This is a genomic window from Rhodococcus sp. IEGM 1354, assembly GCF_030056855.1.
In the GTDB taxonomy this organism is placed as follows: domain Bacteria; phylum Actinomycetota; class Actinomycetes; order Mycobacteriales; family Mycobacteriaceae; genus Rhodococcoides.
In genome coordinates, this window is the sequence record NZ_JASHKT010000005.1 from 222742 (window position 1) to 235874 (window position 13133).

13 protein-coding genes and 2 tRNA genes are annotated in these 13133 nt (G+C 64.7%); 7 read left to right on the forward strand and 8 right to left on the reverse strand.

Features of this window, described 5'->3' with window-relative positions; translation table 11 throughout:
- Positions 1–28: 28 nt before the first annotated feature.
- Positions 29–1090: a thiamine-phosphate kinase gene (locus tag QM588_RS13170; RefSeq protein ID WP_442972914.1), complete on the reverse strand. Its 1062-nt coding sequence runs from the start codon at positions 1088–1090 to the stop codon at positions 29–31.
- A gap of 131 nt (positions 1091–1221) precedes the next feature.
- On the opposite strand from QM588_RS13170, the gene QM588_RS13175 reads away from it, so the two are divergent.
- Positions 1222–1476: an Lrp/AsnC ligand binding domain-containing protein gene (locus QM588_RS13175; RefSeq protein ID WP_283313890.1), complete on the forward strand. Its 255-nt coding sequence runs from the start codon at positions 1222–1224 to the stop codon at positions 1474–1476.
- On the forward strand, positions 1473–2099 hold the full coding sequence (locus tag QM588_RS13180; protein ID WP_283313892.1) for a DUF3515 domain-containing protein: 627 nt from the start codon (positions 1473–1475) through the stop codon (positions 2097–2099). Before QM588_RS13175 ends, QM588_RS13180 begins: the two co-directional genes overlap by 4 nt.
- 9 nt (positions 2100–2108) lie before the next feature.
- Here QM588_RS13180 and QM588_RS13185 read toward each other — a convergent pair whose 3' ends face one another.
- Both QM588_RS13185 and QM588_RS13190 read right to left on the reverse strand, forming a co-directional pair.
- Entirely contained in the window at positions 2109–3215 is a 1107-nt protein-coding gene (locus QM588_RS13185; protein ID WP_283313894.1) for a D-alanine--D-alanine ligase family protein, read from the reverse strand.
- A gap of 73 nt (positions 3216–3288) precedes the next feature.
- Entirely contained in the window at positions 3289–4287 is a 999-nt protein-coding gene (locus tag QM588_RS13190) for an NAD(P)H-dependent glycerol-3-phosphate dehydrogenase (protein ID WP_283313896.1), read from the reverse strand.
- Between the two features lie 101 nt (positions 4288–4388).
- Here QM588_RS13190 and cofC point away from each other — a divergent pair, with 101 nt between their 5' ends.
- The 3 genes from cofC to QM588_RS13205 all read left to right on the forward strand — a co-directional run bounded on the left by cofC (position 4389) and on the right by QM588_RS13205 (position 8429).
- Positions 4389–5186 (forward strand): 2-phospho-L-lactate guanylyltransferase, encoded by a 798-nt coding sequence (gene cofC / locus QM588_RS13195; RefSeq protein ID WP_283314149.1) that lies wholly within the window; start codon positions 4389–4391, stop codon positions 5184–5186.
- Between the two features lie 187 nt (positions 5187–5373).
- The gene (locus tag QM588_RS13200; protein WP_283314150.1) at positions 5374–7494 is read left to right on the forward strand and encodes an RNA degradosome polyphosphate kinase; all 2121 of its coding nucleotides are present in this window, start codon (positions 5374–5376) and stop codon (positions 7492–7494) included.
- Positions 7494–8429, forward strand: a complete 936-nt coding sequence (locus QM588_RS13205) for an NUDIX hydrolase (protein ID WP_283313898.1) — start codon at positions 7494–7496, stop codon at positions 8427–8429. The genes QM588_RS13200 and QM588_RS13205 overlap by 1 nt, the downstream gene beginning before the upstream one ends.
- Before the next feature lie 120 nt (positions 8430–8549).
- Here QM588_RS13205 and QM588_RS13210 read toward each other — a convergent pair whose 3' ends face one another.
- The 3 genes from QM588_RS13210 to leuC form a co-directional block, all read right to left on the reverse strand.
- On the reverse strand, positions 8550–9245 hold the full coding sequence (locus QM588_RS13210; RefSeq protein WP_027496655.1) for an HU family DNA-binding protein: 696 nt from the start codon (positions 9243–9245) through the stop codon (positions 8550–8552).
- A gap of 149 nt (positions 9246–9394) precedes the next feature.
- The gene (gene leuD / locus QM588_RS13215) at positions 9395–10012 is read right to left on the reverse strand and encodes a 3-isopropylmalate dehydratase small subunit (RefSeq protein WP_283313901.1); all 618 of its coding nucleotides are present in this window, start codon (positions 10010–10012) and stop codon (positions 9395–9397) included.
- A gap of 47 nt (positions 10013–10059) precedes the next feature.
- Complete coding sequence (gene leuC / locus QM588_RS13220; RefSeq protein WP_283313902.1) at positions 10060–11514, reverse strand: 3-isopropylmalate dehydratase large subunit; 1455 nt, start codon at positions 11512–11514, stop codon at positions 10060–10062.
- 145 nt (positions 11515–11659) lie between these two features.
- Between leuC and QM588_RS13225 the strand changes: the two genes are divergently transcribed.
- Together QM588_RS13225 and QM588_RS13230 are read left to right on the forward strand one after the other, a co-directional pair.
- Complete coding sequence (locus QM588_RS13225; RefSeq protein ID WP_283313904.1) at positions 11660–12388, forward strand: IclR family transcriptional regulator; 729 nt, start codon at positions 11660–11662, stop codon at positions 12386–12388.
- Positions 12389–12506: 118 nt separating this feature from the next.
- Complete coding sequence (locus tag QM588_RS13230) at positions 12507–12674, forward strand: DUF5302 domain-containing protein (protein ID WP_283313907.1); 168 nt, start codon at positions 12507–12509, stop codon at positions 12672–12674.
- Positions 12675–12765: 91 nt separating this feature from the next.
- Here QM588_RS13230 and QM588_RS13235 read toward each other — a convergent pair.
- Together QM588_RS13235 and QM588_RS13240 are read right to left on the reverse strand one after the other, a co-directional pair.
- Positions 12766–12838: transfer RNA gene (locus QM588_RS13235), tRNA-Glu, on the reverse strand.
- A gap of 99 nt (positions 12839–12937) precedes the next feature.
- Positions 12938–13009: transfer RNA gene (locus QM588_RS13240), tRNA-Gln, on the reverse strand.
- Positions 13010–13133 lie beyond the last annotated feature (124 nt).

Here is a 13133-nt window from a genome sequence, read left to right on the forward strand (position 1 = left end):
TAGCCGACTCCATCGACGCGGTCGGAGCTCACTCTCCGTCGAAGCTCGACCAACCGGATCTGCCCACGCGGTGGTGCCCGGCGACGGTGACGCCACCGTCGGTCGCGCTCGACGCCGGCTCGACGCGGCCGATCACGATCCACCCCGTCGGAACGGTATCGAGACCGGGGAACGTGCCGACGAGAGCATGGTCCTCGCCGCCGGTGAGTACCCACTCGAGCGGATCTGCCCCCAACAGCTGTGCGGCCGAACGGACTTCGTCGGCGATCGGAAGACGCTCGGGTTCCAGAACCATCGATACGCCGGATGCGTCGGCGATATGCCCCAGGTCGGCCGACAATCCGTCGGACACATCGGTCAGTGACGTCGCGCCCGCTTCGGCGGCCTCGATTCCGGCACGGTACGGCGGGGCGGGCACGCGGTGCGCATCGAGAACCGCGTCGTGCCCGGAGCGATCGACGCCCGCGAGCAACAGAGCGAGTCCGGCCGCGGACCACCCGAGCCGGCCCGCGAACGCGATCACATCACCGACCTGCGCACCCGATCGCAGTACGGGCGCCCTGCCCTCGAGGTCACCGAGCGCGGTGATCGAGATCACCAGTTGAGCCGATTGCACCACATCGCCGCCCACGATCGCCGAACCGGCAGCCGACGCCTCGCGCCACATGCCCTCGTTCAGACCGTCCGTCACGCTCACCGGTGTGTCTGCCGGGCAGCCGAGAGCCACCAGGAATGCCGAGCACTGCCCACCCATCGCGGCGATGTCTGCCCCGTTCTGCGCGATCGCCTTCCGACCGATCTCCACCGGAGTCGACCAATCGAGCCGAAAGTGCCTGCCGTGCACCAACATATCGGTCGTGGCGGCCACCCTGCCGTCGGATGCACTGACGACGGCAGCGTCGTCGCCGGGGCCGACGATGGTCGACATCGGTTGCACTCGATCGGCGACGGCCCGGGCGATGACTTCGAACTCGCCGATCTGGGCCACCGTCGGTTCGGCGGCGGTGGTCCCCGAGGGGCCGGTGTCGTCGATGATGTTCCTCCCTGAGAGCGCAATTCGGACGTCGGTCTCCCGCGAAACCGGCACCACGCCTGCGGTACCTTTAGCGGTGCCCGGGCCCGGTCCGGCGCAGCCGGTTTCGTGCTGTGAGTACGCAACCGACTCAACGTACAGTCGACTCAACTTACAGTCGATCGTCCCAGCAAGGAAAGGGACCACCGATGGTGCAAGCCTTCGTTCTCGTTCAGACCGAGGTCGGTCGTGCCACGACCGTTGCGCGGCAGATCGAGTCGGTCGACGGCGTCGTATCCGCAGAAGCTGTGGTCGGACCCTACGACGTCATCGCCAGGGCCGACGGCGCATCCGACACCGAGATCGCGGACATCGTCTCCCGAATTCAGAAGGTCGATGCCATCACGCGCACCCTCACCTGTCCCGTCGCCCCGCAGTCGACCTCGGCGGTCGGTACCGCATGAATTCTGCCGACAACGACAACGACAACAACATCGGCGAAGACGCCGGCACTCGGTCCGAAAATGCGCCAGCAGCCGACGAGACCGGCGAGCAGCGCCACCCTGCGGTCATAGCCACTGCGATCGCTCTGCCGGTCGCGTTGGTGGTGGGAGTTCTCGTGGCCGCGATAGCGGTGAACAGCTCCCCCGCCCACGATCCGGTAGCGCTGGGACCGGTCGACGCACCCGATGCCGCGAGCGCACAGTGCTCGACCCTCCTCGATGCGCTGCCGGACGAGTTGGGCGATTACAGCCGCGCCGACTTGGCCGGCCCGGCACCTGTCGGAGTCCGTGCCTGGGTATCGGCCGAGGAGAACGCCGAGCCGGTCGTGCTTCGCTGCGGACTGCCTCGACCGATCGGTTTCGATGTGGCCGCACCACTTCAGGTGATCGACGACGTCCAGTGGTTCGAGGTGTCCGGCGAGAACGACCGCATCGACGCCAGCACATGGTTCGTCGTCGATCGCGGCACGTACATCGCTCTCACCATTCCCGGCGACTCCGGCCCGACTCCTCTGCAGGATGCCTCGTCGGCAGTGTCGGCAGCACTACCCCAGCAGCCCCTCGACCCGGCACCGCTGCAGTAGCGCCGAGCTCTAGCGCAGGCCGGTGCCGCGAGCGAGAGCGGTGTCGATCAGGGTGCTGATCAGTGTCGGGTAGTCGACTCCGCTCTCGGCCCACATCTTGGGGTACATCGAGATCGAGGTGAAACCTGGCATCGTGTTGATCTCGTTGATCACCGGGCCTTCCTCGGTGACGAAGAAGTCGACCCGCGCCAGACCTTGGCAGTCCAGTGCGCGGAAGGCTGCGACTGCGAGTTCGCGAATACGATCGCTGATGTCGTCGTCGAGTGCGGCCGGGATGTCGAATTCGCTGACATCGTCGAGGTATTTGGTGTCGAAGTCGTAGAAAGCGTGATCGTCGCTGTCCGCGTCGGGGAGCCGAATCTCGGCGATCGCGCTGGCGCGCACGCTGCCGTCGGGGAATTCGAGGACGCCGCATTCGACCTCGCGGCCGTGGATCATTCCTTCGACGATCACCTTGGGGTCGTGCTCGCGGGCAACGCCGATCGCCGAATGCAGGTGATCCCACGAGGTGATGCGCGAAATTCCGATCGACGATCCGCCTCGCGCAGGCTTGACGAAGGCAGGTAGCCCGATATGGTCGCGTTCGGCTTCGGTCAGGTCATCGGTGCCGCGTCGCAGCACGACCTGCCTGCCGATCGGTAGTCCGTCGGCTCCCAGAAGCTTCTTGGTGAACTCCTTGTCCATGCCTGCGGCACTGGCCAACACTCCAGGACCCACGTACGGGACACCGGCGAGTTCGAGCATTCCCTGCAGGGTCCCGTCCTCGCCGTAAGGCCCGTGCAGCACCGGAAACACCACGTCGACAGCAGCCAGGACCTGACCGGCGTCACCCTCGCCCAGAGCGATCAGCGCGCCCGCGCGTCCCGGATCGGTGCTCAACGAGACTGCGGCCCCGGACTTGTCCACCGTCGGTAGTACTCGATCGCGAATCGTCAGCGCATCCGGATCGCTGGAGCCGAGCACCCAGGCACCGTCGGGGGTGATCCCCACCGGGACGACCTCGTAGGTATCGGGGTCCAGATTTGCGAGCACGCTACCCGCCGAGACACAGGACACCGCGTGCTCACTGCTGCGGCCACCGAAGACGACAGCAACTTTGATTCGGGGAGTACTCACGGTGACAAACCGTACCGCCGTCTCCCCGCGAACGCGGATTCGCCCTGTTCGTGAACACGTCGAGAACGTGACCTCACTCTGGCTTGATTCGACGCCCCAGCAGGTGACCCACCGCATCCGGAACCGACATTCCCCCGTGACACACACGGTGCACCGCATCGGTCAACGGCATCTCGACGTCGTAGCTCTCGGCGAGCGCGCGTACCGACGTACAGGACTTCACGCCCTCGGCAACCTGCCCGTGCGCTGCTTCCTGAGCGCTCTCGAGGGAGCCTCCCGAACCGAGACGCTCACCGAACGTACGGTTGCGCGAGAGCGGCGACGAGCAGGTGGCGACCAGATCCCCCACGCCCGCGAGCCCGGAGAGCGTCGACGGTGTGGCTCCGAGTGCGACACCGAGCCGGATGATCTCGGCCAGGCCTCGTGTCATGATCGACGCGAGGGTGTTCTCGCCGTAGCCGACACCGCTGGCCATTCCACAGGCGAGGGCGATGACGTTCTTGCATGCGCCACCGATCTCGGCACCGATGACGTCGGAATTGGTGTACGGCCTGAAATAACCTGTCGCGCAAGCTTTTTGGACTTCAAGTGCTCGCTGCGAGTCGGAACACGCGATGACGGTCGCGGCCGGCTGCCCCTCGGCGATCGGGCGCGCCAGATTCGGCCCGGACAGGCAGGCCACCCGGCTGGGATCGGCCCCGGTCACCTGTGAAATCACCTGGCTCATGCGCATGAGCGTTCCGGTCTCTATTCCCTTTGCCAGAGACAGCAGTGTCGCGTGCGGTGCGATCGCATCCGTCCACTCCCCCAGGTTCGCGCGCAGACTCTGCGACGGTACCGCGAGCACCACGATGTCCGCACCGTCGAGGGCGCTCGCCGGATCGCTCGTGGCGCGGATCGACGACGGCAGTTCGATTCCGGGGAGGTAGTCCGCGTTCTCGTGCCGTTCGCTGATCGAGGCAGCGAGTTCCTCTCGGCGCGCCCACATGGTGACATCGGTTCCGGCATCGGCCAACACCTTGGCGAATGCGGTACCCCACGACCCTGACCCCAGTACCGCTGCTCTGCTCATGCCGCCAACCTCTCACCTGCTCGCCGATGCCCTGCCTACGCGCGCATCACCCTAACGCGCAGACGGGCCCGGGCGGTCGGAGTCGGCAGACATCGGTGACGCTGGCAGGATCGAACACCATGGGCGCAATTCGAAGCAGCGACGACGACCGTGAGGGTCGGCCGTCCGATGCGCTGCGCCGCGTGGTGGGAGTCGTCATCGCGGTCAAGGACCTGACAGCAGCGAAGTCCCGTCTGGCGTCCGAGTTCTCCGGTGCCGACCGGACCCGATTGGTGCTCGCCATGTTCGTCGACACGGTCACCGCGGCCGGGTCGGTGTCGATGGTCGACTCCGTCACCGTCGTCACACCCGACCCGGTCGTCGCCGACACCGCTCGAAGAATCGGTGCCCGGGTGCTGGACGAACCACCGGCTTCCGGCGCTCGAGATCCCGAGGCTCGCCTCAATGCCGCATTCTCCGCTGCTGCGGCCGCGCTACGAGTCGATCACGCACCACGCGATCGTCACGAGAACCCCGGCGCCGTCCCGTCCGATCGGGTCGACATCGTTGCGCTGCAAGCGGATCTGCCTGCGCTGCGTCCTGCCGAACTCGCGCAGGCGTATGCAACGGCGGTCTCCGGCGGCAGGTCGGTCGTGGTCGACCATCACGGCACCGGAACCGCGGCGCTGATCCTGAAAAATTCAGCCGACGAGCTCGCACCGCTGTTCGGGTCGGATTCCGCACGCCGCCACACCTTGTCGGGAGCGCGACCGCTGGACGGCATGTGGCCGGGACTGCGACTGGACGTCGACACCGTCGACGACGTACGTCGGGCTCATCGACTCGGGGTCGGACCGGAGACGACAGCCGTTCTTCGCTCACTCGGTTGGAGCGACGAGGAATCTGCAACCACCGCGTGATTCGGTGAACGTGCGAACAAGTTCGGTCATCGGAGTTTCACCGGCGGCGGGTATGGGGGATGATCGTGCTGTGAGCACAGACGACGCACAGCCAGCGACCGAAGATCCGGCGATCGAGACCGCGGAGAGCAACGGTGCCGACAGCAACGGTGCGGAGCCGGTGTGGAGCGCCCCGGTGACCGCAACGATGCCGAGCATTCCCTCCGCCCTTCCTGCCGCCACTCCGGAATCGGTGGATGCCACCATGGTGCTTCCCGAAAATCGCTACCTGAACCGGGAATTGAGCTGGCTCGATTTCAACTCCCGCGTTCTCGCGCTCGCAGAGGACTCGTCTCTGCCGCTGCTCGAGCGCGCCAAGTTCCTGGCCATCTACGCGTCCAATCTGGACGAGTTCTACATGGTTCGCGTCGCAGGGCTCAAACGCCGCGACGAGACCGGCCTGTCGGTTCGATCCGCCGATGGCATGACCCCGCGTGAGCAGCTCGCGGTCATCGGACAGCGCACTCAGGAGCTCGCACTCAAACACGCCCGAGTACTGCTCGATGCGATCCTGCCCGAGCTCACGGCCGAGGGCATCGCGATCATCCGGTGGTCCGATCTCGACAGCGACGAGCGTGCGCGTCTGTCCGACTATTTCACCGAACAGGTCTTCCCGGTCCTCACCCCGCTGGCCGTCGACCCGGCGCACCCCTTCCCGTACATCAGCGGCCTGAGCCTGAATCTCGCTGTGACGGTGAAGGATTACTCCACAACCGGCGAGCACTTCGCCCGCGTGAAGGTACCCGACAACGTCGACCGATTCGTGCGCGTCAAGCGCGGCGAGGGAAGCCATCGCATCGACGCCTTCCTGTCGATGGAGGAATTGATCTCGGCGCACCTCGACGTGCTGTTCCCCGGCATGGAGGTGGTCGAGAGCCACGCGTTCCGCATTACTCGCAACGCCGATTTCGAGGTCGAAGAGGACCGCGACGAGGATCTCCTGCAGGCACTCGAACGTGAGCTGGCCCGTAGGCGTTTCGGTTCTCCCGTCCGCCTCGAGATCGCCGACGACATGACCGAGCACATGCTCGAATTGTTGCTGCGCGAACTCGACGTCGATCCGGGCGACGTCATTCAGGTTCCCGGTCTGCTCGATCTGTCCTGCCTGTGGCAGGTCTACAGTGTCGACCGCCCCAATCTCAAGGACGCTCCCTTCGTCCCGGCAACACACCCCGCGTTCGGTGAGCGCGAAACCCCGAAGAGCGTGTTCTCGACGCTTCGCGACGGCGACGTTCTGGTGCATCACCCGTACGATTCGTTCTCCACCAGCGTGCAGCGATTCATCGAACAAGCCGCAGCCGATCCGCAAGTCCTCGCGATCAAGCAAACTCTGTACCGCACCTCGGGTGACTCGCCGATCGTCAACGCACTCGTCGACGCGGCCGGGGCCGGCAAGCAGGTGGTCGCCCTCGTCGAGATCAAGGCACGATTCGACGAGCAGGCGAACATCGAGTGGGCACGCAAGCTCGAAAAGGCCGGGGTGCACGTGGTCTACGGCCTCGTCGGGTTGAAGACTCACTGCAAGACCTGCCTCGTCGTCCGCCGAGAAGGTTCGGTCATCCGCCGGTACTGCCATATCGGCACGGGCAACTACAACCCCAAGACGGCGCGTATCTACGAGGACGTCGGGTTGCTCACGTCGTCGCCCGAAATCGGTGCCGACCTCACCGACCTGTTCAACTCCCTCACCGGATATTCGCGAAAGTCCAAGTACCGCAATCTCCTCGTCGCCCCGTACGGCGTGCGACGCGGCATCGTCGAGCGCATCGAAGCGGAAGTCGAGCACCTCAAGGCGGGCCGCACAGCCGGAATTCGCCTCAAGGCCAACGCTCTTGTCGACGAGCAGGTGATCGACGCTCTGTACCGCGCATCGGTCGCGGGGGTCCCCGTCAAGGTGGTCGTTCGCGGGATCTGCGCACTCAAGCCGGGCGTACCGGGCCTGTCGGAGAACATCGAAGTTCGGTCCATTCTCGGCCGATTCCTCGAACACTCACGGGTTCTGCACTTCCAGGGTGCGGACGAATTCTGGATCGGCAGCGCCGACATGATGCACCGAAACCTCGACCGGCGAGTGGAAGTGATGGCCCAGGTCAAGGATCCGAAGCTGACCAAGCAACTCGGTGACATCTTCGACTCGGCCCTCGACCCCACCACCCGGTGCTGGGAACTGGGGCCGGACGGTGGCTGGGTCGCATCGCCTGCGCAAGGCGAGAGTGTCCGAGAACACCAGGTGGAATTGATGCGCAGCCGGAGGAATCAGGCGTCCTGATGGGCACTTCCGATGGCTCCCCCCGCGCCAACATCTTCGCTGCCGGATCGATTCTGTGGCGACGATCGCCGGAGAACGACTCGATGGTGGAAGTAGCTCTGGTACACAGGCCGAAGTACGACGACTGGTCGTTTCCCAAGGGAAAGCTCGATCCCGGGGAGACAGCGGTCGACGCGGCTGTCCGAGAAGTCAAGGAGGAGACGGGCTTCGACTCGACTCTCGGACGGTCGCTGTCGTACGTCACCTACCCGATTCCCGGCCACCGTCGCATGAAGAAGGTGCTCTACTGGGCTGCCGAGGCAACCGGCGGAGAATTCGTCCCGAACGACGAAGTGGACGAACTCCGTTGGATCGCACCCGACAAGATCGGCGGCGAACTCTCGTATCCCATGGACCACAAGATTCTTCGACGATTCGTCGCCAAGCCGGCCGCTACGTCGACCGTGCTGCTGGTCCGGCACGGCAGTGCCGGCTCGCGGTCGCGATACAAGGGCTACGACGCCGATCGCCCCCTGGACAAAACCGGTAGACGTCAGGCCGAGGCACTGGTCTCACTGCTCGGAGCGTTCGGAGGTGACTCGGTGTGTGCTGCCGACCGCGTCCGATGCGAACAGACGGTCGCGCCGTTTGCCGAATCGCTGGGCGTGCAGGTCGAGCCGGAGCACCTGCTGTCCGAGGAAGGGTACGCCGAGGACCCCCGAAAGGGCCGCCACCGGGCTCGCGACATCGCCGAGACGATGGGTACACCGGTGATCTGCAGCCAAGGCAAGGTGATCCCCGACCTCATGCGATGGTGGGCCGACAAGGACGGCATCACGTTGCCTGCCAACAGAAATCGCAAAGGGAGCGTGTGGGTGCTCTCGCGCCACGACGGTCGGCTCGTTGCGGCCGACCACATCGCCAGCCCACTACCGACCCTCGTTGCCGACGACTGAGTTGCATGCGAGGATTCTCGAATCACGAACACAGCAGAAGGCCCCGACCGAAATTTCGGTCGGGGCCTTTTGTGGAATGCGAGAACGACCCGATCGTGGGTGACCGGAGCCGATCGAGCGTTACTTCTTTGCAGCGCGCTTCGCGGGAGCCTTCTTGGCCGGGGCCTTCTTGGCCGGGGCCTTCTTGGCGACGGTCTTCTTGGCCGCTGTCTTGGCCGGAGCCTTCTTGGCCGGAGCCGTGGTGGTTGCGGCCTTGCGTGCGGTCGTCTTGGCCGGAGCCTTCTTGGCAGCGGCCGTCGTCGTCTTGCGCGCGGTGGTCTTTGCGGGAGCTGCCTTCTTGGCGGCCGTCTTTGCGGGAGCTGCCTTCTTGGCGGCCGTCTTTGCCGGAGCCGCCTTCTTGGCTGCCGCGGTGGTGGCCTTGCGGGCGGTCGTCTTCACCGCTGCCTTCTTGGCGGCCGTCTTCTTCGCTGCCGCAGTCTTCTTGGCCGGAGCTGCAGCCGAACCGCGCTTGACGGCAGGTCCGGTTGCGGGCAACTTCTGTCCACCGGCGATGACGGCCTTGAACTGCGCGCCCGGACGGAATGCCGGAACATTGGTCGGCTTGACGCGAACGGTCTCACCGGTGCGGGGGTTGCGGGCGACACGCGCTGCGCGACGACGCTGCTCGAACACGCCGAAGCCCGTGATCGTGACACTCTCGCCGCGGTGGACCGCGCGCACGATGGTGTCGACGATGTTCTCGACAGCCTCTGTGGCGCTCCGCCTGTCAGACCCCAACTTCTCGGTCAGGGCGTCAATCAGCTCTGCCTTGTTCATGGATTTCCTCCGCAATATTGTGGCCCATCGTCGGACCGACTACTACAACGGTAAACCCCAAGTCGTCAAGAGTCTATGCGCCACGCCAATTTTCATTTCGGTGTCGCGGAATGCTTCAGGGCCGCAAAGCGTGTCGGACCCCCCATCCGTCAGCTTTTCGAAGGCTCCTCGATCCTTGCCGGAAGGGTGAGGGGTTTGTATGAAGGCCTTGACTTTTCGTACTCCGTAATGGCCTCTACCTGGCGTAATGTCAGTCCGATGTCGTCCAGACCCTCCAAAAGGCGCCACCTCGTGTAGTCGTCAATCGCGAAGCGCACCACCAGGGTTCCAGCCGTGACCGTCTTGTCGACGAGGTCCACGACGAGTTCCAGACCGGGCTGTTCTTCTAAGGCTTTCCACAGCAATTCGACGTCCGATTGCTCCACCTCGGCCGCCACCAAGCCGGCCTTGCCCATGTTTCCGCGGAAGATATCGGCGAATCTGGATGCGATGACGACCCTGAAACCGAAGTCCGACAGCGCCCAGACAGCGTGCTCGCGTGACGATCCCGTGCCGAAGTCCGGCCCCGCAACGAGAACCGAACCACGGTCGTAGGGTTCGAGGTTCAAGATGAAGTTCGGATCGGACCGCCAGCCGGCGAACAATCCGTCCTCGAATCCGGTGCGGGTCACTCGTTTGAGATAGACCGCCGGAATGATCTGATCGGTGTCGACATTGGACCGCCGGAGCGGAACGCCGATGCCTTTGTGTCGAGTGAAAGCTTCCATCGAAATTTCTCCTGTGAGTTCGATCGATCCGGTCGGAGAGCTCGCTCTTACGCGAGATCCGCCGGAGAGGACAGGGTTCCGCGAACTGCAGTGGCCGCCGCAACCAGAGGCGACACGAGGTGAGTGCGACCGCCCTTGCCCTGACGCCCCTCGAAATTGCGGTTGGACGTGGACGCCGAGCGTTCTCCCGAGGTGAGCTGATCGGGGTTCATTCCCAGACACATCGAGCAGCCGGCCTGCCGCCACTCGGCCCCTGCTGCGGTGAAGATCTCACCGAGTCCTTCCTCTTCGGCCTGCGCGCGCACCCGCATCGACCCGGGTACCACCAGCATTCGCACGCCGTCTGCGACGCGGCGGCCCTCGAGTACGGACGCCACAGCGCGCAGATCCTCGATGCGGCCGTTGGTGCAGGAGCCGACGAACACGGTGTCGACGGAGATGTCGCGGATCGGCGTCCCGGCTTCGAGACCCATGTACTGCAAGGCCTTCTGGGCCGACACGCGCTCGCCCTCGTCGAGCATTGCCTCGGGATCGGGCACGGTGTCTCCCAACGGAGCACCTTGACCCGGGTTCGTTCCCCAGGTGACGAACGGCGTCAGAGTGCTCGCATCGATGTGTACCTCGTTGTCGAACACTGCATCCGCGTCGGTCGCCAGTTCGTTCCACGCGGCCACCGCAGTATCCCAGTCCGCCCCCTGGGGTGCATGTGGCCGACCCTTCAGGTATTCGTACGTGATCTCGTCGGGTGCGATCATGCCCGCTCGCGCCCCGGCCTCGATCGACATGTTGCAGATGGTCATTCGGGCTTCCATCGACAACTTGCGGATGGCCTCACCGCGGTACTCGAGCACGTATCCCTGTCCGCCTCCGGTGCCGATCTTGGCGATCACCGCGAGAATCAGATCCTTGCTCGTCACGCCGGGAGCCAATTCCCCGTCGACGGTGATGGCCATGGTCTTGAACGGTCGCAGAGACAGAGTCTGGGTGGCCATCACATGCTCGACCTCGCTGGTGCCGATTCCCATTGCGATCGAACCGAATGCGCCGTGCGTCGAGGTGTGACTGTCTCCGCACACGATCGTCATACCCGGCTGGGTCAGACCGAGCTGCGGGCCGATGATGTGGACGATGCCCTGATCGAGATCTCCCATCGGGTACAACCGAACTCCGAACTCCTCGCAGTTGCGGCGAAGGGTGTCGACCTGAGTGCGTGAGACGAGATCGGCAATGGGCGCGAAGATGTCGGCCGTCGGGACGTTGTGGTCCTCCGTTGCGATCGTCAGGTCGGGGCGACGAAGCTTGCGGCCGGCCAACCGCAGACCGTCGAATGCCTGCGGGCTGGTGACCTCGTGCACGAGGTGCAGATCGATGTAGATCAGATCCGGCTCACGTGCACCGCCTTCTCCCCCACCGGGCACAACCACATGTCGGTCCCACACCTTCTCCGCCAGCGTCTTCGGCGCTTGCACTACGGACGCATCGGATTTCGTCGTTTCGGACATCGCTGTCGCAGACCTCGTCTTCCCTGTCGTCGCGCCGGCGGACGGGCTGGTCCACCTCGCGTGATCGTCTCGACATCATCCCCCGCGGCACGCTGGACTTCTCGCGGTTGTGCAATCTCAGCATTCGGGAGTCTAATATCGTTCTATGAGACAGCATAGCCTGAGCGGCACCGTCGACAAATCGAGCGGTATCGGTGTCCTCGACAAGGCCATGGCCGTGTTGCATGCAGTGGCCGAGACACCCTGCACTCTCAACGACCTGTGTGCCCGCACAGCGCTGCCCCGCGCCACCGCGCACCGCCTCGCGGTCGGGCTCGAAACCCACCGCCTCCTGGTGCGCGATTCCGACGGATTGTGGCGCACCGGGCCGGGGCTGGGGGAACTGGCGGCCAGCGCGTCGGACGCACTGCTCGACGCCGCAGCATCGGTACTGCCTCGGCTTCGCGAAATCACCGGAGAGAGCGTGCAGATCTACCGCCGCGAGGGGACCGTTCGCGTCTGTGTCGCATCCATGGAACCCCCGACCGGTCTCCGAGATACCGTGCTCGTCGGGGCCCGGCTACCCATGACAGCCGGCTCCGGTGCGAAAGTTCTTCTGGCGTGGGCGGATTCGCAGACTCAACGCACAGTGCTGCCGGATGCCGAATTCGGCGAACGGGTCCTACTGGAGATCCGCAGGCGAGGGTGGGCGCAGAGCGCAGGTGAACGTGAGCCGGGGGTCGCGAGCGTCTCGGCTCCCGTTCGCGACAGCAACGATGCTGTGGTGGCTGCGATCTCGGTGTCCGGACCGATCGACCGCATAGGACGCAAGCCGGGCGCACGCTGGGCGGCAGACCTGCTCGCCGCCGCCGACGCGTTGCACAAGCGCCTCTGAGCGCCGAACCGAGGCCGCTCGACAGCACCGCGAAAAACCGGCTGAAGAGGCGGCGGAAGTGGAGTACGTTCGTCTCGAACGGCCCACCCGGCCGGTCGCCGACTGCAAGGAGTGCCCCATGCCAGAATCCGGCAGCGAAGAATTGAAGAAGAAGTTCCGCGAGGTCCTCGAACAGAAGAACAGCAAGTCGCACAATTCCGTCGATCACAAGGACGGTGGTCCCAAGGTGAACAACGCCCACGGTCCGGCGGATCATCAGAAGATGTTCCGCCGCAAGAGCGTCTGACGCGAAGCGCCACCACCGCGCAACCGAGACAACGGATACACCGAAACGACAGCACCCCCTCGATCCGGAGATCGAGGGGGTGCTGTCTTCGTAGCCCCGACGGGATTCGAACCCGCGCTACCGCCTTGAGAGGGCGGCGTCCTAGGCCGCTAGACGACGGGGCCAGGAACTTCACCTGCATTGTTGACGCTGTATCGAACACGTGATGCCGAGATAGCTTAACTGCCTCGGCATCGGCGGCAAAATCACCGCTCACCTGCTCGCTGGGGTACCAGGACTCGAACCTAGAATGGCGGTACCAGAAACCGCTGTGTTGCCAATTACACCATACCCCAATGGACTTGAATCGAAATACACATCCGATCGATGTGCACTGCGTTTCGAGCCGGGATAGAGACTATCAAAGGTCACTACCCATTCTCCAAATCGGCTGCTCAGGGCCCTGGTAAGTGCCCTCGA